We start from the raw sequence: 24458 nt of genomic DNA, 5'->3' as shown, positions 1-24458 counted from the left end.
GGAATTAAAATGCTTCTTTTTACTTCAAACTGATAATTGTGTGTTTGTTTAGACAACCAGTTCTTTCTTGTTTTTAATATAGCTATTATAAAGCTCAAATAAGAACTCCATTCTTCTTCTCTCGTCCGGGAAGGGCTGAGGTCGATAACAAAGATCAACTGCCTTATTTAATTCGGTGTGAGCTTTTCTGAGGCTCTTGGGCATTATTAAAGGGTCATAAAGATCAGATAAGCTGCTTTCACTAAATTTCATTCTAGCATCCAATAGTTTTTGTGCAGATTTTTCTACTTTGCTTTGGTTGGGACGTGTGGCATTTACAGGGAAAGGATAATTGTTGTAAACAATATTTTTTGAATATCGAATCCTGCTTTCTAGTCTTCCACACACGTATTTTACCCAAGCTAAATGCATTTGGGAGCTCAGTACTCCGAAAAGGAAAAGATTAGCATTTGGTATTATGTGGCAACTATTATTGGCGATATAATTTTTATCAAAAATACCAAAGGGAATATATTCTCTGTTTTCCGATGTAGTGCTCGGAATAACTATAAATGACTCTGGGTTGCTTTTGTCTCTAAAAAGCCACGGAGTTTCGGCGTGCTTTCTTGTGGATGCAGCTCTACTTGAAAGGCGAAATTCTTTCACAGCTTTTATCCGTTCCAGCAGGAAACTTGAAGTTTTTATAACTTTTGGAGACTCATCTTTCAACCAGATACACCATCTATTTTGCCCATTCAGAAATTCCCTTGCGCTTATTAGAGGCTTTATGTATGGACTGAGGGCGGGCTCCTTTTCTAAAATTTTTTCTTTTTCTTCATTGGATAGTAAGAGGTTACCTCCATCTAACGGCATATTTCCAAAGCTCATTGGGGGAACTTTAGTTAAAGGGGTGGTTCTTTTTCTAATTAGTACGTTTTGAGCGTCAACTAGGTAAGGGTTAATGTTGCTTGCAACAACTGAATGAGGTTCCCCGGTAACCTCCTGATATTCGAAAAGAGTTTTTTGCTTAACTTTATCTTGACCAAAACCAATAATTACGCAATAAACACCGGCTTTGCCTTTAGCTTGATTTGTCCATTTGAAGGTTTTATGGGCGAAATGAATTTCTACATTATATTTCTCCAGAAGTTCTGTCCATAGAACCCCTACTTGTTCTCCTTGAGTTATGGAATTAGTAGAAACGTAACCAACGGTAATTCCTGTATCTTGTATGTATCGGGCTGCTTTAATGTACCACGCCGAAACATAATCCATTATTTTAGCATCTTTGACATCGCTGCCAAATACTTCCTCTAAATCTTGTCGCTGCTCTTCTGATTGTAATTTGGAACCATAAAAAGGTGGATTTCCTAAGATGAAACTTAATTCATTATTCGATATGAGGTTCTTCCAGTCTGTTTTGAGAGCGTTGCCATGCAATATAGTTGCTGATTTTTTCAGAGGCAGTCTAACAAAATATTGTCCAAATTCCTCAGAAACCTTCATATTCATTTGATGATCAATCAGCCACATAGCAACCTCAGCAATTCTAACAGGAAATTCATCATATTCGATACCGTAAAATTGATCAATGTCTACTTTTATAATATCTCCAATGTTTAAATATCCCAAACCTTTCTTGTTCAGCTCTCTTAGGATCTGAATTTCCAGTTCTCTTAACTCTCTATATGTTATAATCAAAAAATTACCACAGCCGCAAGCGGGATCTAAAAATTTAAGACTGGCAATTTTTTCATGAAGTTCTTTCAGCTTTTTTGTGCTCCCCTTTGCTTTTTTAAACTCTTTGTGTAGTTCATCTAAAAAAAGGGGTTTTATGAGTTTTTGAATGTTCTTTTCAGAGGTGTAATGAGCTCCTAAATTTCTTCTTTCTTCTTGATTCATCGCCGCCTGAAACATTGAGCCGAAAATAGCTGGTGAAATCTTTCCCCAACCTAATCCACATGCATCTAGTAACATATCTCTCATGCCGCTATCAAAGGAAGCTAATTTTAAGGATTCCGAAAATAGTTGACCATTTACATAAGGAAATTGATCTAAGGCTTCATCTAGATTAGTAAGCCTTTCTTCTTTTCTTGTATTAAGAGTTTGAAAGATGTGGGCAAGATGAATTGCTAGGTCTGAACCATCTTCTTTAGTATGTAGTTCTATATATTCCTGAAAAATTCCTTTTTCAAAAATATTCGTGTCCTCTGCAAAGAGACAGAATAAAATGCGTACTAAATAAACTTCTAAATCATGATCCTTATAACCAACCTCTTCTAATCGGTCATGAAGTCTCCCCATCAAATAAGCTGCATCAATGTTTACTGGATCTTCTTCCTTGAATGTTTTCTTTTCATAGCCAGCAACGAATCCAAAGAGATGAATATTTTTCGTTAAATCAGACAGGGAAAAAAAGTGTTCCTGACTTTTATCCAGATCATATACTTTAAACTGAGTAAAATCAGACGTTATAATGTAACGTGGAAGTTCGTGTTCTTTTAATCCGGGAAAGTAGTCCAGAGCTTGGGAAAAAGCGCTGTCTAGGTCTTTACCTGCAGATTTATGCTCAACCAATAGTGTGCCCGGCCAGAATAGGTCTATGTAACCTTGATTTTCATTAAGCTTTTTAACCGCCTTTTCAAAGGTAGCAACACGTCTTCTACTTATACCGAAGATGTTAAGAAATTCATTCCAGAAGGTATCTTTTTCGGCTCGTTCTCTTGTTTCTCCTTCCCATTCTTTAGAGAAGGTAATTGATCGGGATTTAATTTCATTCCAGCTAAGAGGCATACTGTTTATTTGGTTAAAATTTCCTTAAAGATAGAAATGTCTCTGCAAATGGGTCAATAAAAGCTCAAGTTCTTTATAGGAAGTTTTTGTTTAAAAATTCACTTCTTCTTTGTGTGTTCTTTCTCTGGTTAGTAACTGGCTGGTTTTTCTTTACGCGCAAACTAAAATAACACAATCGAATAGCTGTGGTCAGTAGTAGTAGGTTACTGTGTGATAGTAGTGTGTATTTTATAAATATGGAATAGTGAAGAGGATTCTCGATGTTATAGTATAGGTCATCTTACTATCGGGAAATTACTAAAAAGAACTGAAAATTTTTCTGTGGTCGGGGGTTTGAGTCTGTTATGGTTTTCAGACGTGATTGTCTCCAGGTGTAAATTAATTGTCGAGAGGTATGGGCTGGCTTTATATCCAAAAGGTTTAAAAAAGTTTCGGTTTTTACAAATGGGATCGAAATAAAAAATTATACTGACTTTTAAGTGCTGCTGATATAAATTGAGGTGAGTTGAGAAGCTTACAGTTTAATATAGGCGGAATAGCACTACCTAAACTGTCTCTATATATAAAGTGCTAATTCGGGTAGTCGGAGCTGTTAGAAGCTTGCATTTAGCTTCTATTCTTGCTTCAATATCCTTCTTAAGGTTGTTGGGGTTCGCGGATATAATTTTATTGAGCTTATTACGATGATATTTGAAGTTTTCTTGCTTGAGATTGAGCCAATACTCGTCATTACTATAACGATCCTTATAGGAGCTATTTTCTAAAGAAGTCCAGTCGTAAAAAAGAATATTTCTCCACTCTTTAATTAATGCGTCTGTAAAATATTTAAAGTTATAATCAAGAATATCTTGAAGGATTATTTTACCAGTTATGCCGAGTTGATTATTTAACTTGTTACGTCTATACTTTATTTCGAACCTCATCAGCTCAGAAGGAATTTTGTAGCCTTGTTGAGTATAATGCTTTTGTTTGTCGTATACTTTAATATAGTAATTCCTGTGCATAACCTGCTTATAGTTTCCCTCATCAGGAGTGAAAATCCATTTAAGTTGTGAGGTTTTATGAAGGAGACAAGAGGCTAAGATTTCTTTTGTTGTATAGGGAGGTCGAAAGTTTATTCCAATTTCTAGTTGTTTTATATCGCAAACATCAGGAGTAATTTTAAACTTATTCTTGAGATCATTTAAAACTTCCAATAGGTTTTCTGTACTGAAGTCATTGAAATTATGTTTTCCTTTGTTCCAATATTTATGCAAGCTACCGGCTACTGTAATTCGTTTAGACTCATAAATCGTGAAAGTTAAACCTCTATAATAGGCGATTGAACGATCACCAATTAAACCGCCATTCAAATCAACCTTCGCTTGAAATTCAAGGAGGCTATTTTCTTTGAGGATTTTCTCAAAATATGAGGGAAGTTCAAATTTGGTGTAGTCAACCAAAGTTTATTTTTTTATGTTGATAGAGCTTAGATTAAGGGCTTGTTTAGTTTAAACACTACAAAGAGTGTTTTCAATTTCACTCCGTTTATAATATACGCGGTTGCCTAAATAGTAGGCATGGAGATAGTTTTGTTTTGTCCATTTGTGGACAGTGGATAAATTAATTTTCAAAAGCTCACTTACTTCGGTTCTTGTAAGGTATTCTGTCTTTTCCACAGGCTTTAGTACTTCTTTTAGTTCCTCTATCTTTTCGGCTATTTCTACTGCTAGCATTTTTTGAAATTGTTCGGGAGTAATTTCTACTAATTGAACTTTTTTCATAAAAAGAATATTTAGATCTATTTGAGCTAGATCTCATTTTTAACGTTGATAGGAGTCTTTCTCCTATTTGAACGCCAAAGCTAAAGTGAAGTGTAGAGGTGGATAGAAACTTATTTACGTTGATCTAGGCGTATAACAAGGAGCTGAATGATGGTGTAAGGTTGATTTAGGCTTATTTAGGTTATATCAGGTTATATTAGGTTAACCTATTTTTGCTTTTTTCTGAAGAAAATTTCGTGAAAAAATTCAACTATTTTGTGTAATAATATTTGAGGAGTGTTGCTTTTGAAAGGTTTAATTCAAAATTTGAAAGTATAAAATCCACCCATTCCTCATTAGTGAGATCTAGAAATTTATTTAGAGTTTTCATTTCAAGCAAAAAGTCAATCTTATTTACTCCTTCAGATAGTTTTATTTTCTTGCCATTTCTAGAAGTTAATTTTTTAGATGCTTGAAGCTTTTTCAGGAATGTGAATGCGGCGTTCTTTCCTTTGCTATTATGCACATGAACTAGTTTATAATACCGATTGATGAGGTAGTGAGAGAATCGAATGAAAATTTCAGGGTCAATGTTTTCGCTTTTGATATAGGCGGTACAATCTTTAATTCTACTCCATTTATAAGTTTGCGGATTATAACATAGAGACTTGAATTCCAGAAATAATTTCTCGGTTTTTTCCTTAGGAAAATTTCGAAAATTTCTGTCAGGTTCTTGAGTGTATTGTATGAGGTAGTCCTTAAGATTCATATAACTCGTTAATTATCCATTGGCAGCCTTGTTGGATATAACTTGAAGTTTTATTTCCTTGTTCTGTTCCTTGTCTTGTTTGTTATAAAAAGCATTAATTGAGGCTATATGGTCAACCGAGGTCTTGCCAATATAATTTAAAAACATTTTCTCAGTACTATGTCCAGTAATACTCATTATCAATGATGCAGGTAATTCGCCATATAAATTTGTAGCGAAGGATCTTCTGCAAATATGGGATGCCATCACTTCCCATTTTTCGTATTCCTTAATAACTTTTCTTTTAATCTTAACATCCGAATTTTTTGATTCGGGAACCATGGAAACCTTTCCTGCTATAACTTTTTCATTTATTTCAGCTTCTTTACCAATAAGCTTTATATAGTCATTAAATTTTTGCATTGAAATTTTGGTAGGGAAGCCGTCTTGGATAACTTCTTTTGCATCTCTATTTAAAGGGATGTAAACATGTTTCCCGGTTTTTTGCTGAGTCAATTCGATTAGGACTATATCGCCCTTAGAACCTAAATTACTTTCATTAAGGTTTAGAAGATCACTACCGCGTTGCCCTATATTACAGCCTAGTATCAACCACTTTCGAGCGTTCATCAAAGCTTTTGATTTAAGATCAACTTCTTTAATCTTTTTAAGTTCTGTTTTTGATAAGTAGAGGATGGTTTCGCTTTTCACCTTGCCACCTTTTACGTTTTTTAATTGAGGGTTTACGTTAATTCCGTTTACCTCAGCATCATTACAAATCGTTTTTAAGTTGTCAATTGTTTTGAGGGTATAGCTTTTGGAAAATTGCTTTTTATTATGCAGCCAGGTTGAAAATTCTCTCGCGAAGTTGAGATCTACCTCGGAGACCTTGCATTTTCTTTTTCCTAGAAATTCCTGTAGTATGCTCTTAAAACGTTTTATAGCTTTTATTCGGCTATCTGAAAGCCCGGTGCCACCCTTCGAATTGCTTCGTAAAGGAGCTGAATCAATAAATTCTTGTACCGCATCAATAAGTAACTCAGATTTTCCCTCGTTATCAGAAACCCTTTTAAAATGAAGATTAATATTGTGAAAAACCCAATCACTATTTATTTCAATACCCTTTGCGCTATCTTTTGTAATCTTTTCTAGAAGAAAAGCCTCTAATTGTTTTAGTTGGTTCTTTAATTCTTTTCCTTGTTTGTCTTTTGCTTTTGGAAACCCGGTTGACTTACTCCAATCTTTAGCGCTAATAAAAAGTCCTGTTTTACGCTTGAAAACTTGTTTTCTTCCTAAAGATAGTCTAGCGTAAATTGGTGCTGAGGTAGATTTGCTTTGGATTTGAAATTTGAGTGATGCCATAATAATCAATTTTGATTAGCAAATATATAGCTTAGTCAACTTCTAGTCAACCAATCGACAACTTTAGTCAACCGATAACAATCTAATGCAATACGAAACCTTAAATAGAATGAGATATTATATACTGTAAATCAGTTTATTATGAATATTGTAGTGGAATAAGATCGCTTGAATATATTTAGGTTAAAGTCCCGTCCCGAGTACTTAAAGCCTTGTTAATCCTTTGATTTTCAAGGCTTTTTTGTTTTTAAAACATTGATGCCGTATTTTTATCGGTTTCTAACTTTCTTTCAGTTAAATTTAATTCCAAAATTTACGGGAACTCTTAAAGAATAGCTACTTTCACGCAAATTTTCAAAAACAGTAAAATAGTGGTGACCAAGCGAAATTTAGCAGAAAAAGACAGAGAAAGATTAGAAAATTTAAAGGAAAGCTTAGGGAAATCGAGAGACACTTTCCTTGGATATCCGGTTTCTAAAGACTTCGATTATTCTGAGCTTACCCCATTTTTACAATATCCAATTAATAACCTTGGCGATCCTTTTGAAGAGGGAACCTGGAAAGTGCAAACACACGAAATGGAGAAGGAAGTAGTGGCTTTCTTTGCCAAACTTTTTCGAGCTCACCCAAAAGACTATTGGGGTTATGTTACCAATGGAGGATCTGAAAGTAACTTGTATGGTCTTTACCTGGCCCGGGAAATGTATCCTAAGGCAATGGTGTATTATTCAGAATCTACTCATTACAGTGTGCGCAAGAATATTCATCTGCTAAATATTCCGAGTATTGTGATAAGGTCGCAGGAGAATGGGGAGATAGATTATGAAGATTTTGAGAATACCTTGAGAATGAATCGGCATAAACCTGCTATAGTGCTTACCACTTTTGGAACCACGATGAAAGAGGCTAAAGATGATGTTTCTCGAATAAAAGGTATTCTAAGAAATCTTGCGGTACAAGATCACTACATTCATTGTGATGCGGCCCTTTCCGGAAGTTATGGCGCTTTTATGGAGCCAAGAGTGCCTTTTGATTTTAAAGATGGCGCAGATAGTATATCTATTAGCGGCCATAAATTCGTAGGTTCACCTATTCCTTGCGGAGTAATCATCACCAAAAGAGGTCATAGAGATCGTATTGCGAAAGGTATTTCTTATATAGGTTCTTTAGATACGACGATATGGACATAGTCCTTTGTTTCTTTGGTATGCCCTTAAGCAGTTGGGGGAAGAAGGGATGAAAGCCCGTTACCTACACGGACTTGAAGTTGCGGAATATTGCAAAAATCAGCTTAAAGAAATAGGAGTGGAAGCATGGAGCAATCCGGGGTCGCTAACCGTTGTGATGCCAAGAACGCCTGATGCGGTAAAGCAAAAATGGCAATTGGCTACCGAGGGTGAGGTGTCACATATTATCTGTATGCCTAATGTTACTAAAAACCAAATTGACGAATTTATTCAAGACCTTGCAAAAGCAGAGGAATTAGAGGAAGAGGATTTTGGATTTGACTTGTGATTTTTCTCTGATTCATTAACAATCCTCATCGGGGTTTTCTACCGCGCAATGATCTGCGTGGTAGGCGTTTCTTTCTCCCATTGGTCTTTCTAATCCTATTGTGGTGTCGTAACGGGTTTGATGTTCCATTTCTGAATTTATTTCGGCTCCCATTAAGATGATAAAAGCAGTAAGAAATAACCATAGCATTAAAATTGCTACCGCGGCAAAACTTCCGTAGAGATCGTCATAACTTCCAAAATTCGCTACATACCACGAAAATAATATAGAACCGGCCAGCCAGAACAAAGAGCCAATTACTGCGCCCCAGCTTACCCAACCAAATCTTGGGTTTGTTCTGTAAGGAGCAATTTTATAGATCATGCTTAAATTAAAAATTAAAATGAGTCCCAGGAAAACCCAGCGTAACCAGTTTAACATGTTTTCTAATTGAGGAGTTAAGCCCAGGTTTTTTACGAGTAACGGAAAGAAGATCACAATTAATAAGCTAATAAGTCCTATCACTAAACCTCCCAGGGTAAAAAGCAGGCTAAGCAGATTTTTCATGATAATTCCCCGGCCATCAATTTCATCGTAAGCAATATTAATACCTTGCAAAAGTGCACTTGTTCCCTTATTGGCACTCCAAATACTTATCATAATACTTATGAATAATCCCCAGCCAATTTCCTTTTTGGAACGTTCCAGAACGGGTTCCAGGAAATCGGTCATCATCCCAAAAGCCTGGTCGGGTAAAATTAAATTTAAGTATGAAATTTGTTCTTCAATTCGGGCAGGTTCCAGTACAAGACTATAAATTGAGATGGCGGCGACGATAGTGGGAAAAATAGCAAGAAAGAAATAAAAGGCAACTCCTGCCGAAATTATCTGCACATGATCAAATTTCATTTCCTTGTAAACACGTTTTCCAATATCTATCCACCCAGAAAACGGAATTTGATGAGGCCATTTTGCTTCTTCTCCACGGTATTTTCTTTTTTTCTTCGTTTCACTCATCTCTAATGGCTCTGGGTATTTAAAAATGCTTCTATATTCAATGAATATATATTGAAAAATATTTTAATTTATTTAGGTTTTACTTTTTTCAATTCCCGTACTCGAACCTTCGGGAGGATAACTGCTTTTGTTTCTAAGTGCGTCAATTTGTTCCCGGGTAAATTGCGGAAGTGGCATTTCCCACTCCTTTTTCCAGTTTTCAACTTCGGCCTCAGCTTCAGCCGATTTCTCTTTAGAAAGCCCCTTGTCTTTTCCGAAGTAAATAGTTTGAGAAGGGAAGGCGAAGTCGGTGCCACTGCGGTCTACAACTTCCATCATTCTTAGCATAAGATCTTCACGTATTTCCAGGAATTCGTCATAATTACGCGCATCTAAATAGGCAAAAACTTCCAGGTCTAATGAATGTGCGCCAAAACCTATAAATCTTATTCTTGCCGGCTCTTCGTATACTTTTGGATGCGCATAAAGTACTTTTCGAAGTTCTGTAAGTAAAAAACGCAATTGATCTGATGAGGTTTCGTATCTAAAATTTAAAACGCTTACAAATCTGAACCTATCGCGATGTGCATAATTTTCAATAGTATCAGATGAAAAAGCACCATTGGGAATCGTTACTACCGTTCGGTCTAAAGTGCGAATTCGGGTAGAACGAATGCCTATTTTTTCAATGTGACCCGTAACTTCTCCTACCTTACAAAAATCCCCAACCCTAATAGGCCTGTCGGCTATTAAAGTAACGCTTCCAACAAAATTTTCTATAGTTTTCTGGGCGCCAAGAGCCAGCGCAATACCACCAATTCCTAATGCAGCAAGCCCAGTAGTTACGTCAATTCCCACTGCTCCCAAAATAGCGATAATACCAAAAGCCACAATTGCGATCTTAGCGGCACGCTGTAGAAAAAGAACTATGGAAACTCCGGCGGGATTACCCCTTAACACCATTTTTTCCTGGGTTATTTTACCAATAAAATCTGATAACCTCCACAAAAGAATAAGGATGGCCGCTATTCCTACGGTTATGGTAATGGCACTAAATTTTTGCCTTAAAATAATGGAGAGTTCAAGATTTCTTGAAAGCGATACGAATATCCATACTGCTAAATAAAGCTTTACAGGTAGTTTTAAGGTCGTGATAATTCCTGAAACTGGTGAATGCCTCGCTTTCTTCCATAATTTTCTCAGTAGAAAGATTATAATTGAAACTATTAATAGAGAAATAAAATAACTTAGAGCGAGTAGTACCAGGGCAATTATCCATTGTCCCGCGGGAACCCCACCCCAAAGATATTTTTTAAAGCTATCAGGTAATATTTGGTCAATTAATGCCGGGTTTGCAGTGTTAAGAGTGCTGATGGCCCGTGTAGTTTCGTCAGAAAAAAGCCAAATGGGGTAGCCCTCTTCGTCGTCGTATTTTTCAAGAAAAATATCTATTTTTTCACCATCCTCGGATTTTACACTTCCAATTTTTTCCAGGTCTTCATTTATACCGTCATCTATTTCTCCGCTAGGCTTATTGCTAATGGCATAATAAGGCTCAATGTTTCCTTTTTGATCAAATAAACGCTGCAGGATTTGTATAATTTTCTCTTTTTCTTCCTGTGTGGAGATACCGACCGGAAAATTTAGAAACCTGGCTGCCCTATTATAATTTAACCCTGCCATAGCATCTATAAATCCATTTACGGTGCCACGGGGAGTTCTTCTTCCCAATGGATCGTCAGGAATTTTTTCTGTTTCCTGTTCCTTATCCTGATTAGTTGATAAAGGAAACTGGGCTTGAATACTTGAGCCGGAAAGCAAAAGCAAAAAAATAATAAAAACCTTGTTAATTGGGATGGTTGGCTTCATGGATTCACGATTTCAAACTAAAGTCGAATATAAGAAATTGTTTTTATCGCCCGGGCTTATTAGTTTTCTTTAAAGGCTTTTGCAGGTTGAGATTTATAAAGCTTCCTTAAAACTGGAGCTTAAACTCTTTAAAGAAGGTTAAATGTCTTGAAACCAACTTTATAAACCGGTAAATTCAACATAAAGAATTTAAAAAGAGGAAATGGAAAAGACAGTAAAAATTAAAGAAGTTAAGCCGGTAACTCACGATGTGAAACAGTTTATCGTAGAAAAGCCAGATGGTTATAAATTTACGCCGGGGCACGCTACCGAGGTTTCTATAAATACCGAAAAATGGAAAAATGAAAAAAGACCGTTTACATTTACCAGTTTAAATGAAGACGATTTTTTAGAATTTACTATTAAGATCTACCCAGATCACGATGGAGTAACTGAACAGTTAGGTAAATTAAAACCGGGAGACGAATTGATTGTTCGCGATACCTGGGGCGCCATAGAATATAAAGGGCCCGGATATATTATCGCTGGAGGTGCAGGAATAACACCTTATATCGCGATGCTTCGTGAGCTAAAGAAAAAGAATAAATTAGATGGCATTAAATTATTTTACTCTAATAAATCTGATAAAGATATTATTCTGAAAGAGGAATTAGATGCTATGTTAGGAAAAAATGCCACGTATGTAATTACCGACCAGAAAGACACCCAGTTTACCAATGCTTATATTGATGAAGATTTCTTAAAGAAACATATAGAAGATTTTGATGAAAAATTCTATGTATGTGGTCCTCCTAAAATGACGGAAGAGATAGGAGATATTTTAGAAAAGTTAGGGGTAGATCCAGATGCAGTAACTTTAGACGATCAATAGAGAAAAATCATGGAAAAGTAGCTCTGGAGGTAGTTTTTATAAAAAATTGAAAGATTTAAATTCACGCATATTTTATCTTTACTATTTTAGTAGACTATGATTTTCTTTGAAATTAATAATCCGGGGCTTTTCTTTGTTTGTGTGCTTATCTTTTTTGCAGCAGTTTTTCTCAGGTACCTGGTTTCTGCAGGAATATTCTACTGGTATTATTACAGACTGAAAAGTGAAAAATTCAGCAGTAAAAGATTAAGTAAACGCGGTTTTAGAAAAGGGCAGTTAAAAAAGGAGATTTACTGGAGTATGTGGTCTTCGGTAATTTTTGGGTTTTTTGGCGCGATCACTTATTTCCTATGGCAAAAAGGCTTTACCGCAATTTATCTGGATCTTGATAAATTTGGATTATGGTATTTACTAGTGAGCTTCATTTTACTCTCTCTGCTTCACGAAACTTATTATTATTGGGTGCATCGCTGGATGCATAATCCAAAGGTTTTTAGGAAAATTCATAAAGTACATCACGATAGTTTAGTGCCCAGCCCATGGACGGCTTTTTCCTTTCATCCCTGGGAATCACTGGTCGAAGCTATAGTAGTTCCGGTAATTCTGCTCTTCCTGCCTGTTCATCCAATTGTAATTGGCTTTTATTTAATTTTTATGACGCTTAGCAGTGTGATAAATCATTTGGATATTGAGATTTACCCAAAAGCTTTTATGAAAAGCCGCTTCGGAAAAATGTTTATTGGTGCTACGCATCATCATTTTCACCACGCCGAGTTCAAAACCAATTTCGGACTTTATTTCACCTTCTGGGATAGATGGATGAATACTGAAAGCAGGTCTAAGATTTCTTCTGAGTAAGAAAAGCTAATTTTGAAAGCTTTTATACGTCATCCTGAACTTGTTTCAGGATCTAAGATGTGAACATTTTAAGTATGTTAGAAGCTGAAACAATCCCGAAGTTTCGGGACAGCTTGACGGTATTGCTAATTTAGATTCTTCCCTTCTGATTATTTCAACCATTTATCAGGTTTCCTTATCTTGAAGCCAAAATAAAAAATTCATGATAAAAAAATTACCTATTCTGGGGTTGGCCGCAATACTTGCAGCTGGCTGCGGAAGTGAGAAATCTGTTTTTGGCAGCAAAGAGAAGTCGGCTGAAAACACTTCAAAAAAATCTACAAACGGACTCAAATCCTACGATGAGGTCATCACATCAGAAGCTGAATCTGATGAAGGACTTTTTACTACGCATTTTGTGGATGATAAACTTTACTTTGAAATTCCGGTAGATTTGCTGGATAAAGATATGCTTTTGGTAAGCCGTATTGCCGGTGTGCCAGATGGTTATGGCGGCGGTTATGTGAATGCCGGTTCTAAAGTAAATGAACAGGTGGTGCGATGGACGAAACGAAAAGGAAATATCGATGTAAAGGTGATTAGTTTTGAAAATATGAGCGATGAAGAATCGCCTATTTACAAATCGGTACAGGCCAATAATTATTTTCCAATTCTGTTTAGTTCAGAAATTAAAACTTATAATGCAGATTCCACAAGTGTGGTAATTGAGGTGAGTGATTTGTTTGAAAACGAGGTGCAAGCCATTAACGGACTTTCTTCTTCACTTCGGAAACGTTATAAAGTAAAGAAACTAGACCAGAGCAGATCTTATATCGAGTCTGCAAGTTCCTATCCAAAGAACGTGGAGGTAAAACACGTAATGACATATGAGGCTGAAGAGCCGCCAACACGAGACCAGGCCGGGACAATTTCTATTATGATGAACCAGTCTATGATCCTGTTGCCAGACGATAAAATGCAACCTAGAATTGCAGATCATCGAGTGGGATGGTTTACCATAGATAAATACGATTATAATTCAGATGAATTAAAAGCTGATGATTATGAATTGATTCGTCGTTGGCAATTAGTGCCTAAAGATATTGAAGCTTACAAGCGTGGTGAACTGGTAGAGCCTGAAGAGCCTATAGTTTATTATTTAGATCCCGCCACGCCTGAAAAATGGCGCCCTTATTTTAAGCAGGGAATTGAAGACTGGAATGTTGCTTTTGAAGAAGCAGGATTTAAAAATGCGATAATCGCTAAAGATCCACCAACAAAGGAAGAAGATCCAGAGTTTAGCCCTGAAGATGTGCGTTACTCCGTGGTTCGTTACGTAGCCAGTACCACCAGGAATGCGGTGGGGCCTTCGGTAACCGATCCGCGGACCGGTGAGATTATTGAAAGTGATATTATCTGGTATCATAATCATTTGCGTTCTTACCGAAACCGGTATATGATTGAAGCCGGGGCGCAAACCAAAGATGCCAGGACTTTAAACACCCCCGAATCTGAAATTGGAGAAATGATGCGTATGGTAATTGCTCACGAAGTTGGCCACGCGCTGGGTTTACCCCATAATATGAAAGCAAGTTCAGCTTACCCAACAGATTCTTTAAGGTCGGCAGAATTTACCCAGAAATATGGTTTAACGCCCTCAATCATGGATTATGCACGTGTAAATTACGTTGCGCAACCGGAAGATGAAGGAGTGAGATATATTAGAATGATGGGGCCATACGATTTATACGCCATCAACTGGGGTTACCGATATTTGCCTGAAGCTGAGTCTGCCGAAGCAGAGAAAGAAAAATTAGATGAATGGATTTTGGAAAAAGCTGGAAATCCGTGGTATGAATTTGGAAACGGTTATGGCGGAGTAGATCCACAATCCCAACGAGAGAGTTTGGGTGCCGACCAGGTGAAAGCCAGTGAATATGGATTGGCGAATCTTAAAAAAGTAGTTCCAAACTTAATTGAATGGACTTCTAAAGACGGTTATGCTTATGACGATCTTGAAGAAGTGTACAGAGAGCTGACTTATATGTGGCGAGGTTATGTTTCTCATGTGGTCACCAATGTTGGCGGGGTTTATGAAACCCGTAAAACCTCCAATCAGGATGGCGTGGTTTATGAAAATGTACCGAAGAAAAAGCAGGAAGAAGCAGTTGAGTTCCTGGTAGAAAAAGCTTTTACCACTCCCGATTGGTTGCTTAACCAGGGAATTTTAAACCGAATTGAAGCTTCGGGAGCTATTGAACGAGTGCGGAATTTACAAACTCGTGCCTTAAGTAGTTTGCTGGATGAAGATCGTTTAAACCGAATGATCGCTAACGAGGAGGTAAATGGGAATAAGGCTTATACGGCGGTTAATTTAATGCAAGATTTACGAAAAGGTATTTTTAGTGAACTTTATAATAGAAATAAGGTTGATGCTTACCGGAGAAATCTTCAGCGTTCTTATGTAGATATTGCTTCAGAATATCTTCAAAAATTAAATGCTGAAGATAACGAAGCTTTATTGAAATCTGATATTATGCCGTTGATGCGCGGTGAAATGCAAACATTAAAGCGTGAGATAAATCGTAGAAAATCTGGAACAAACCATTCGTTGACCCAATATCACTGGGAAGATTTAATTGCGAGGATCAATGCTGCCTTAGATGTAGAATCTTAATTTTTAGCAGAAAATCAATAGAAACCCCGAAAAGCATAAACGTTTTTCGGGGTTTTATTTTTTACTCATCATTCTGTCCCGACGTTTCGGGATCATTTTCAGAATTTAAGTTGTTGCTGTCTGTGGTGAGTTTATAAAATTCTGAATTTGTTCCATTTCTTTAATCAAATTGGTTGGAATATGTCTTGTTTTGCCGTTTTTAAGTTTCAGGCTTAAGCGTTTTCTTCCGAAGAAATTTTTTAGAATAGGATGTTAAATTTCATCCAAAGGAATCACCTCTTCAGTGCTAAGTTTAGTAAAATAATATAATATAGGAAGGGATGCGAGACCAATGGGAATCCAAAGCCAGGTGAGAAAATCCCAGTTAGCTACCGGAGTGTTAAAAACCCGGAGTCCCATTTGAAATATATTTGAAACCATTACAAATTTCAGCATCCAATAGGTGATTTTAATATTATCATCAATTTTTAGCTGCTTGTTCTCCTCGTCTAATTTTATCTTCATTGATTTAATAGAATTTTAGTGAAAATACTAAATTTCATAGTGAGTTTTTATTTTGTAGAATTCACAATGACTTTTCTTGTGGTTAATCTCATAAATATTGCGGTTTTATTATTGTGGCGAAAGCTTTACAGCTTATCTTTATGGCGTTAAAGTCACCCATAAACTTTAGCTCCAAAAGCGAGCATATGCAGAAGCCCCCCAAGTATGAGATTTTACTAGCTGAAGACAATTCACTTATTTTAAAGTTGGAATTAAGAAGTTTAAAGAAATTAGTGAATTGCCCAATAAAAGGCTTCTGGCAAGGTGGCGAATTAATAGATCACCTAAAACAAACCGCAAACTCAGAGCATCTAAAACTTATTTTTTTAGATCTAAATATGCCACGTGTAAATGGCTGGGATGTTTTGGATTTTCTTGAAAATTTTGAATATAAAAATTCGATTTATGTAATTATACTAAGTGCTTCTATGTATGAACCAGACCAGGAGCGAGCTTTAAAATACAGCCGCGTTATTGGTTACTATGATAAATTTCTAGATACTCAGGAACTTTCCGAAATTTTGGACCAGGAGGTTTTAAGAAACACCTTTAATTTTGAATTTAAAGAAGAATTAGAAGAAGGTGAAAACACCTCTTGCGATCAAACTTTAGATTTGATCTCTTAACACTTATCGTACCGGAAAATCAAAATAGGTTTCAGGGTAAGGTTCATTTCTCAAGGTGTAATGCCACCATTCTTCTGGATAGGGCCTAAAGCCATTTTTAATCATTATTCGTTTTAATAAAGAACGATTTGCCTTTTGTTCTTTTGTGATCTTATCTGTATTGTGGTGAGAAATATTCCCAAAGAAATCATACCCACTTCCCATATCTAATTCCTTTCCGGTTTTAGCATCTATAATCGTTAAGTCTACTGTGCTTCCCCGAGAATGCCCAGATTTACTGGCTATATAACCTAGCTGAAAAAGATCTTTTTTAGCAATTTTTGGGTAAAACTTTGCTTTGGTGAGGGTATCTGCTGGATTCCTGGCCCATTCAATAAAGTGGTTTACCGCGGTTTGAGGACGGTATGCATCAAAAATTTTGAGACAATATCCCTGTGACATCAGGTCGTTTTGTATCTTCTCCAGAGCATCGGTGGCAGGTTTGCTTAAAATACCCACGGATTTCTGATAAGAACTCACGGGTTTTCCTATAAAATTATTACTGCCTGCATATCGAATATCAAGTTTTATATCGGGGATCTGTTCTTTAATATAAACAAAGCCCTTGGGAAGATTTTTTTCCTGGGCCAGGCCTATATTTAGGCTAATTAGAAAAAGTAAAAGGTAGGTTAAGCTTTTCATTTCTACTAAATTTTAAGCCAAGTTACTTAAAATATTATTCTCTGATTTTCATCATATTTTATCGATCGGTAAAGCATTAGTTTTGAGATGATTAATCTAAAGAAAAAGGTCATGGAATTAAAAGGGAAAGTAGCTCTTATTACGGGCGCAGCATCTGGAATTGGAGAGAGTACAGCCTTACTTTTCGCAAAAGAAGGAGCAAAGGTTTTTTTAACCGATATCAATGAAAAAGATGGAAAAGCACTGGTAAAGAAAATCGAAGGATCTGGAGGAGAAGCTGCTTTCCTAAAAGCTGATACTTCGCAACCCAAGGATTCTGAAAAAAGTGTGGCTGAAGCATAAAAAAGTTCGAGAAATTAGACATCGCAGTAAATAATGCCGGTATTGGAGGGCCACAGAAACCCGTGGGTGAATATGAAATTGAAGCCTGGGATAACGTGATAAGTATCAATCTTTCTGGGGTTTTTTACGGAATGCGCTACCAGATTCCCGCGATGCTTAAAAATGGTGCCGGAAGTATAATAAATGTAGCTTCCATCTTAGGGAGTGTAGGATTCGCAAATTCGGCAGCCTATGTAGCAGCTAAACATGGGGTGGTGGGCTTAACAAAATCTGCTGCGTTAGAATATTCAGCAAAAGGAATAAGGGTGAATTCGGTTGGCCCTGCTTTTATAAAAACGCCTTTGTTAAAAGGACTTGATGAAGAGCTGTTGTCTCAGTTGGTAAATGTTCATCCTATTGGCCGTTTAGGCGAAGCAGATGAGGTTGCTCAGCTTTTTGTTTGGCTAGCTAGCGAAAGAGCTTCTTTTGCAACAGGTGCCTATTATCCAATAGATGGAGGTTATCTGGCTCAGTAGAATTACAATTTTTAACTTTGAATAGATCAAGCCGATAAAATGAAAATTTATCGGCTTTGTTATTTAAATGTGCATTCCTTTTTACAATCATAACTTTATGATTTTCATAAGAAAATGAAAAGTAAATTACTGTTTAAAAATAGTATTTTAGTGCCCTCAAATTAGTGGACTCGTTCCAGGGAATTTATTACACATTTATGTTAGAATCTGACACATCAAAACTTTCCAAAAAGGAATTAAATATTATTCAGAATTACACAGAAGGTCTTTTTAAAACTGTTAGGGAGCCATTGTTGGTGTTAGATCGGCATAAGAATGTTGTGGGTTTAAATAGTAATTTCAAGAAAAAATTCAAGGTTAATGGGGAGCCTGAAGCGGGGGTTTCCGTATTTGAATTTAATAATGAGCAACTTGATACTCCGGAATTCCGGGAAATTCTTGATGATTTACAAACCGAAGGCAATTCCATTTCAGAAAGAAATATTCAGGTAGCTCTTCCGCAGAAAGGAAAAAGAGGGTTTAAGGTGAACGCATCTGTACTTCCGTTACCCGATGAAAATTCAATAATCCTTTTAAGCTTTAAAAAGTTAAAAAATATTAGAGATCTTTCCCAGCAGGAAAAAGTCTATAATAGATTAGTAGAGAATATACTCTCCAATGCTCCTGCGGCAATTTGCATTTTAAGAGGGCCAGAGCATACTTTTGAGGTTGCTAATGAGCATTACTTAAAGTTAATTGGGCATAGAGATATTATTGGTAAAACAGTAATAGAGGCTATACCCGAGGCAGAAAGCCAGGGGTTTATAGAACTTTTAGATCATGTTTATTCTACGGGGGAACCTTACATAGGGAATGAAACGCCTTTAAAGCTTAAGGTAGGCGAAGAGCAGTTTAAAAACTCTCATCTAAATTTTGTTTATCAGCCTACGCGTGATAAGAAAGGAAAAATAGATGGAATTTTTGTTCACGTTGTAGATGTAAGTGAGCAGGTGGCAGCCCGCAAAAATGTAGAAGACAGTGAAGCAAGATTGCGATCTGTGATCAACACGGTACCCGCTATTATTTGGATTACAGATACCGATGGGCAAAGTGTTTTCCTAAATAAAAACTGGTATAGCTATACCGGCCAGGATAATGAAGATGCAAAAGGAATGGGATGGCTAAATGCCACGCATCCTGACGATAGGAAAATGGCGGAATTTGCTTTCCTGGAGGGACACAACCAAAGAAAATCGTATAGTATAAGTTTTAGGTTGCGCAATAAACAAGGCGGCTATCGCTGGGTTTTAGATAAAGCCAGTCCTAAATTTGATGCCGATGGCAACTACGAAGGGATGATTGGTACCGTGATGGATGTTCACGAAGAAAGACTAAAAGAAAACCTGGTTCGCGAAAAAGACCACCGTTTACAGGGAATTGTAAAAGAAGCCACTGTAGCTACAGCTATCTACACAGGCCGGGAGATGAATATCGAATTGGCTAATGATGCGATGATCAAGCTTTGGGGTAAAGACGATTCGGTTATAGGAACCCCGCTTCATAAAGCCTTGCCAGAGTTAGATGGCCAGCCTTTTCTGGATTTGCTTAGAAACGTTCTGGAAACAGGCGAAATATACTGGGGTAAAGAAGATAAGGTAGATCTAATGATAGACGGTGAAATGCAAACCGGTTATTATAACTTTACATACAAACCTCTTAGAGATAAGAACGGAGAAATCTACGGAATTTTAAATATGGCCATAGATGTTACTGAATCTGTTACTTCTAAGATGTTACTTAAGGAAAGCGAATTCCATTTTAGGCAAATGGCAGATTTAATGCCGGGAATGGTATCTAAAACCGATGGCAAGGGTGATGATATTTATTTCAATAAAAACTGGCTTGATTTTACGGGAAAAGGAAGCGAACATCTAAAAGAAATTGGTTGGGTAGAATATATTCATCCCGAGGAAAAAGAAACTTTCCTAAAAGCCTGGGAAGATTGTTTAAATACCGGTTGCAATCTGGAAATGCAATTACGTCTTAAAAATAAAGAAGGCAAATATATATGGCATTTAAGCAGGTGTGAAGCTGTAAAAGAAGATGATGGTTCGGTAAAAATGTGGATTGCGGCCAATACTGAGATCGATAAAATAAAGGAAGAAGAAAAACGCAAAGAGGAATTTCTAAAAATGATTAGTCACGAGTTAAAAACACCTGTGACCTCCATAAAAGGCTATGTTCAACTCTTGTTGAGCTTACTAAAGAAGCAACAAGAAGCGGCAGAAGCTTCTAAGCTTCCTTTACAGCCTTCTTTAGAACGCATAAATCACCAGGTTACCAGGTTAACCCGCTTAATTTCAGAAATACTTGATCTATCCAGGATTAGGGAAAATCAATTGGAATTGCAGAGTGAAGAATTCAATTTAAACGAGTTACTTGCCGAAACTATTCAGGATATAAATTACACCAATACTCAACACAAAATAGCTTTAGAAAGTAAGGTGCAGGCTCACGTTGTAGCAGATCGTGATCGTATTGGGCAGGTAATTATCAATTTTGTGATGAATGCTATTAAATATTCCCCCGGTAGTCACGAGATAAACGTGAAAATTACCAGGGAAGATGAAGACAGGGTGCGCGTAAGCGTAAAAGATTTTGGAATAGGAATAGGGCAGGAAAACCACAAAAAGATCTTTAAAAGATTTTATCGTGTTGGGGTTAAAAGCGAAGAAACCTACTCAGGTTTTGGAATAGGCTTATATTTGGCCAACGAAATTATAGAGAGACATAACGGAGAAATACAACTGAACAGTGAATTGGGTGAGGGCTCAGAATTTTCATTTATTTTGAACGCAACTCAAATTACTTCTTAATTTAATTATATGGAGAAAACTACAAAGATTCTGGTGGTAGATGATGATTCGGGAATTGGTGAAATGTTAAAAACATTACTGGAATTTTACGGGTATGAAGTATATGTTACCGAAAAGCCACTTAAAGCAGAAGAATTAATTCAAGAGAAAAATATAGATATCGTGCTTTTAGATATGCTCATTTCAGGTGTTGATGGCACCGATGTTTGTGCCGGGATTAGGCAAAATCCTGAAATTTCAGAAACACCTGTCCTAATGATGTCAGCACTTCACGATGCCGGGCCAAAATGTAAAAAAGCAGGGGCCAACGATTTTATAGCAAAACCTTTTGAGGTGGAAGATCTTACCGAGAGAATAGAAAAAATCCTTGCCGATAAAGAATAGCTACATAAATCTTTTGTGAATATGGAAATAATCCAATAAATTTGACTATCATTGGATAAATTCCTAAACATTAGAAATTATGGGGCAACCACCGTCTATTGAAATTAAGCATTTTAAAGAAGTTAGGGAGGAAAATAACTTCACCCAAGCTGAATTCGCCGATCTTTTAGGAATTAAAAATTCTACGGCAGATATAGAACGTGGCCGTACAAAGCTTTCCGGAAAAGTAGTGGCCGAACTCTTAAGTCAATTTGGAATTAATCCTTTATGGCTGTTTGGGCAAAGCGGGCAAAAGTTTTTACAACTTAGCAAGGGCGATGTTAGCCCAAAGGTAGTTACCGTAGATTCTTCAGATAACGAAAATATGGTAATGGTAAACCAGAAAGCCGCTGCCGGTTACCCTCACAATGTGCAGGATGTAGAATGGTACCAGCAATTACCGGCTTTTGATATTCCGCTTCCCGAATTTAGAAATGCTACTTATCGTGGTTTTCAAATTGAAGGAGATAGTATGTTGCCAAATTATTACCATAATGAATGGGTTTTGGCTAAAGCTGTGCCAGATCTTGACCAGGCCAGTAATAATAAGATCTATGTAGTGGTTTTACAGGATTCTGTATTGGTGAAAAAACTTCAGAAATTACCCGATTCTTCGAAAGTTTTGTTGATCTCTCTAAATGAAGAATATCTTCCTATTGAAGTGAACATTAACGAAATTCAGGAGATCTGGCAGGTAAATTCCAAGCTTACTTTTAATCTGGATAATCCTTCAGAAAGCGGACTTTTCAGAGAGTTAAAACAGTCTATGGAAGATCTTAAACGTGAGCTTAGAACATTTAAAAAACAAGCATAAATAAAAAAATCCTTTTTGAAACTAATCAAAAAGGATTTTTTCTTTGGTTGGTTAATTCTTAAGTCTACTGTTTAATCTACAGCATCTTCAATTTCATCGCCTGCATCTTCAGCCGCATCTTCTACATCGTCGGCTGCTTGTTCCACACCAGATTTTTCTTCTCTACAAGAAGTGAAAACCGCGGCGGTACTAAAGGTAAGAGCCAGCATTAAAATTAATTTTTTCATAGTTCTAAGTTTAGTGATAAAAAAGGATTAATAGTCGTCGTCTCCTTCAACTTCTTCCTCAACTTCGTTTGCAGCATCTTCAACTGCTTCACCGGTTTCATTGGCTGCGTTTTCTACAGCATCACCGGCATCGTTAGCTGCATCTTCAATGTCTTCTTCAACATTATCCATATCATCATCCATTTCGTGCATTTCGCCTTCCATCTCACGTTCCATTTCTTCGCCCTCCATTTCCATTTCGTCTTCTTCTTCGTTTACCTCACGGCAAGAAGTAAAAGCTGTACTAAGGGTAAAAAACATAGCGAGCATTAAAATTGATCTTTTCATAATTTGGTTGTTTCTAGTTTGCTAAAACAAAATTACAGATGTAAATGTGTATTTTAACACAAATAGCATTAAAATTTTCTTAAAAAACAAATGATTCGATTGTAATAAGCGCTAATTGACTGAGTGAAATTTAATTATCGTCAATTTTATCGATCTCTTCGTCAATCTCTTTGTTTACTTTTTCATCTACTTTTTCCCCGGTGCGTTCTAAAAGTCCTTTTTCTTCCTTTTCTTCAACTTCCGGTTCTTCTTTCTCTACTTCAACTTCCTTTACCACGGTTTTTTCTTCCACGGTTTCCCTGCAAGAGGTTAAGCTTAGAATGCTCAACATAAATATCCCTGTAATAAATACTCGTTTCATATCTTAATTATTATTGATTTAGAAGATCGAAATTACAATATAAAGTCTGGCCATATTTCTTTTTTAAGAAACTTTAGCAAAATCAGGTAAAGTCTTTAAGTAATTCATTACGCTTCGGGTGGCCCCGGTATTACTATTTATAAAATGTCCGGCAATCATCCCTGTTTTTTCTCTAAAGTCTTTATCGGTAATTAGTTTATTAGTGATGTTAGAGAATTCTTCGGCATTAGCTACCGAATATAAACCGGCTAGTTGACGAAGCTTCCCAGCCTCAGGGAATTTTGTATAATTTTCTCCTATGACCACCGGAATCCCAAAGGTAGCAGGTTCCAAAATATTATGAAGACCGGTAGTGCCGGCAGCACCGCCTACATAGGCAATATTCGCATAACTGTATATTTTCCCCAACAGCCCAATAGTATCTAATATTAATACATCATAGCTTTTCAGATCACGACTTTCCCTCTGAGAATATCGAATAGATTTCTTTTTGATTTTATGCTCCAGCGCATTTATCTTTTCTTCTTTTATTTCGTGTGGAGCGATGATAACTTTTAATTTTTCTGAAGTCTCATTTATAAAAGGAATTAAAAGTTCTTCATCTTCCGGCCAGGTACTTCCGGCCACTAAACAGGTTTTTTTATCAATAAAATTTTCAGCAAATTCCAGTTTATTGTCATACTGAATTTGCCTCGATACCCTATCAAACCGCGTATCACCGCTTAGTGTAGTATTGTTGAACCCAATATTTTTAAGAAGTGCGATTGATGCTTCATTTTGCACAAAAATATGATCAAAAGTTTGAAGCGCTTTCCGCATAAAACCGCCATAAGGCTTAAAATAGATCTGGTTTTCTCTAAAAGCTCCCGAGATCAATAAGCTTTGTATGTTTCGTTTCTTTATTTCCGCCATAAAATTTGGCCAGATTTCATATTTAATAAAAAATAAAATTTTTGGTTTTACCAGTTTCAGAAATCGTTTTGCGTTCTTCCTGGTATCCAGCGGAAGATAGGTTATCACATCTGCCAGCGGGTGGTTCTTCTTGTTTTCGTATCCTGAAGGAGAAAAGAAAGTCACCAGGATCTTATATTTAGGGAATTCCTTTTTAATCTCTTCAATAATAGGCAAAGCCTGCTCAAACTCTCCTAAAGATGCAGCGTGAAACCAAAGGTATTCTTCGTTAGGATTAATTTTCTCTTCCAGTTCATTAAAAACCGATTTGCGGCCTTCGGTAAATAATTTGAGCTTTTCATTAAATCTGCCTGCCAAAGGGAGTGCTTTTTCGGCAATTTTGGTCGCTATGTTGTAAAGTGGTTTCAAACTAAGTGATTTCTATTGCGAAAATAGGCCTTTAATTAAAATTGATTGGCAATAGG

Annotated in this window: 23 protein-coding genes; 11 read left to right on the top strand and 12 right to left on the bottom strand. The window is 36.6% G+C overall.

The window, feature by feature from the left end; translation table 11 throughout:
* Positions 1–48 precede the first annotated feature (48 nt).
* From B5440_RS04075 to B5440_RS04055, 4 genes are all read right to left on the bottom strand, one after another.
* Positions 49–2772: a class I SAM-dependent DNA methyltransferase gene (locus tag B5440_RS04075; RefSeq protein WP_070054837.1), complete on the bottom strand. Its 2724-nt coding sequence runs from the start codon at positions 2770–2772 to the stop codon at positions 49–51.
* A gap of 545 nt (positions 2773–3317) precedes the next feature.
* Positions 3318–4214, bottom strand: a complete 897-nt coding sequence (locus tag B5440_RS04070) for a hypothetical protein (protein WP_070054838.1) — start codon at positions 4212–4214, stop codon at positions 3318–3320.
* Positions 4215–4262: 48 nt separating this feature from the next.
* Entirely contained in the window at positions 4263–4535 is a 273-nt protein-coding gene (locus tag B5440_RS04065) for a helix-turn-helix domain-containing protein (RefSeq protein WP_070054839.1), read from the bottom strand.
* Between the two features lie 760 nt (positions 4536–5295).
* Positions 5296–6624: a tyrosine-type recombinase/integrase gene (locus B5440_RS04055; RefSeq protein WP_070054841.1), complete on the bottom strand. Its 1329-nt coding sequence runs from the start codon at positions 6622–6624 to the stop codon at positions 5296–5298.
* A gap of 374 nt (positions 6625–6998) precedes the next feature.
* Between B5440_RS04055 and B5440_RS04050 the strand changes: the two genes are divergently transcribed.
* Together B5440_RS04050 and B5440_RS15695 are read left to right on the top strand one after the other, a co-directional pair.
* Positions 6999–7814, top strand: coding sequence for a histidine decarboxylase (locus B5440_RS04050; RefSeq protein WP_232756027.1), 816 nt, complete (start codon positions 6999–7001; stop codon positions 7812–7814).
* 46 nt (positions 7815–7860) lie between these two features.
* Entirely contained in the window at positions 7861–8139 is a 279-nt protein-coding gene (locus B5440_RS15695; protein ID WP_232756028.1) for a PLP-dependent aminotransferase family protein, read from the top strand.
* 15 nt (positions 8140–8154) lie between these two features.
* Here the strand turns inward: B5440_RS15695 and B5440_RS04045 are convergent, their stop codons facing one another.
* Both B5440_RS04045 and B5440_RS04040 read right to left on the bottom strand, forming a co-directional pair.
* Positions 8155–9135, bottom strand: a complete 981-nt coding sequence (locus B5440_RS04045) for a YihY/virulence factor BrkB family protein (RefSeq protein ID WP_070054842.1) — start codon at positions 9133–9135, stop codon at positions 8155–8157.
* Between the two features lie 72 nt (positions 9136–9207).
* Positions 9208–10983: a mechanosensitive ion channel family protein gene (locus B5440_RS04040; RefSeq protein ID WP_070054843.1), complete on the bottom strand. Its 1776-nt coding sequence runs from the start codon at positions 10981–10983 to the stop codon at positions 9208–9210.
* Between the two features lie 202 nt (positions 10984–11185).
* Between B5440_RS04040 and B5440_RS04035 the strand changes: the two genes are divergently transcribed.
* The 3 genes from B5440_RS04035 (at position 11186) to B5440_RS04025 (ending at position 15368) form a co-directional block, all read left to right on the top strand.
* Positions 11186–11854 (top strand): FAD-binding oxidoreductase, encoded by a 669-nt coding sequence (locus B5440_RS04035; RefSeq protein WP_070054844.1) that lies wholly within the window; start codon positions 11186–11188, stop codon positions 11852–11854.
* A 96-nt stretch (positions 11855–11950) separates the two neighbouring features.
* Positions 11951–12712: a sterol desaturase family protein gene (locus tag B5440_RS04030; RefSeq protein ID WP_070054845.1), complete on the top strand. Its 762-nt coding sequence runs from the start codon at positions 11951–11953 to the stop codon at positions 12710–12712.
* A 202-nt stretch (positions 12713–12914) separates the two neighbouring features.
* The gene (locus B5440_RS04025) at positions 12915–15368 is read left to right on the top strand and encodes a zinc-dependent metalloprotease (RefSeq protein ID WP_070054846.1); all 2454 of its coding nucleotides are present in this window, start codon (positions 12915–12917) and stop codon (positions 15366–15368) included.
* Between the two features lie 252 nt (positions 15369–15620).
* Here the strand turns inward: B5440_RS04025 and B5440_RS04020 are convergent, their stop codons facing one another.
* The gene (locus B5440_RS04020; RefSeq protein WP_070054847.1) at positions 15621–15872 is read right to left on the bottom strand and encodes a hypothetical protein; all 252 of its coding nucleotides are present in this window, start codon (positions 15870–15872) and stop codon (positions 15621–15623) included.
* A 185-nt stretch (positions 15873–16057) separates the two neighbouring features.
* On the opposite strand from B5440_RS04020, the gene B5440_RS04015 reads away from it, so the two are divergent.
* A complete protein-coding gene (locus tag B5440_RS04015; RefSeq protein WP_070054848.1) occupies positions 16058–16537 on the top strand; it encodes a response regulator in 480 nt (159 codons plus the stop codon).
* A gap of 3 nt (positions 16538–16540) precedes the next feature.
* Here B5440_RS04015 and B5440_RS04010 read toward each other — a convergent pair whose 3' ends face one another.
* Complete coding sequence (locus B5440_RS04010) at positions 16541–17218, bottom strand: M15 family metallopeptidase (protein WP_079711062.1); 678 nt, start codon at positions 17216–17218, stop codon at positions 16541–16543.
* Positions 17219–17305: 87 nt separating this feature from the next.
* Between B5440_RS04010 and B5440_RS15885 the strand changes: the two genes are divergently transcribed.
* From B5440_RS15885 to B5440_RS03990, 5 genes are all read left to right on the top strand, one after another.
* Positions 17306–17560, top strand: a complete 255-nt coding sequence (locus B5440_RS15885; protein ID WP_394330419.1) for an SDR family NAD(P)-dependent oxidoreductase — start codon at positions 17306–17308, stop codon at positions 17558–17560.
* On the top strand, positions 17557–18075 hold the full coding sequence (locus B5440_RS04005) for an SDR family NAD(P)-dependent oxidoreductase (protein WP_394365391.1): 519 nt from the start codon (positions 17557–17559) through the stop codon (positions 18073–18075). The genes B5440_RS15885 and B5440_RS04005 overlap by 4 nt, the downstream gene beginning before the upstream one ends.
* A 197-nt stretch (positions 18076–18272) precedes the next feature.
* Positions 18273–20930, top strand: a complete 2658-nt coding sequence (locus B5440_RS04000) for a PAS domain-containing sensor histidine kinase (RefSeq protein ID WP_070054849.1) — start codon at positions 18273–18275, stop codon at positions 20928–20930.
* Positions 20931–20939: 9 nt separating this feature from the next.
* On the top strand, positions 20940–21314 hold the full coding sequence (locus B5440_RS03995) for a response regulator (RefSeq protein WP_070054850.1): 375 nt from the start codon (positions 20940–20942) through the stop codon (positions 21312–21314).
* A gap of 79 nt (positions 21315–21393) precedes the next feature.
* Entirely contained in the window at positions 21394–22167 is a 774-nt protein-coding gene (locus tag B5440_RS03990; protein WP_070054851.1) for an XRE family transcriptional regulator, read from the top strand.
* A 71-nt stretch (positions 22168–22238) separates the two neighbouring features.
* Here B5440_RS03990 and B5440_RS15590 read toward each other — a convergent pair whose 3' ends face one another.
* The 4 genes from B5440_RS15590 to B5440_RS03975 form a co-directional block, all read right to left on the bottom strand.
* Positions 22239–22394 carry a hypothetical protein gene (locus tag B5440_RS15590; RefSeq protein WP_169929146.1) on the bottom strand — a complete coding sequence of 52 codons (156 nt, stop codon included), beginning with the start codon at positions 22392–22394 and terminating at the stop codon, positions 22239–22241.
* Positions 22395–22421: 27 nt separating this feature from the next.
* Positions 22422–22721 (bottom strand): hypothetical protein, encoded by a 300-nt coding sequence (locus B5440_RS03985; RefSeq protein ID WP_070054852.1) that lies wholly within the window; start codon positions 22719–22721, stop codon positions 22422–22424.
* Positions 22722–22851: 130 nt separating this feature from the next.
* Positions 22852–23082 (bottom strand): hypothetical protein, encoded by a 231-nt coding sequence (locus B5440_RS03980; protein WP_070054853.1) that lies wholly within the window; start codon positions 23080–23082, stop codon positions 22852–22854.
* A gap of 63 nt (positions 23083–23145) precedes the next feature.
* A complete protein-coding gene (locus tag B5440_RS03975) occupies positions 23146–24402 on the bottom strand; it encodes a 3-deoxy-D-manno-octulosonic acid transferase (protein ID WP_070054854.1) in 1257 nt (418 codons plus the stop codon).
* Between the last annotated feature and the right edge of the window lie 56 nt (positions 24403–24458).

It is taken from the genome of Salegentibacter salarius, assembly GCF_900168265.1.
Taxonomy (GTDB): Bacteria; Bacteroidota; Bacteroidia; order Flavobacteriales; family Flavobacteriaceae; genus Salegentibacter; species Salegentibacter salarius.
Note: the sequence above shows the minus strand (reverse complement) of the source record. Positions and strands in the feature narration are given on the sequence as shown.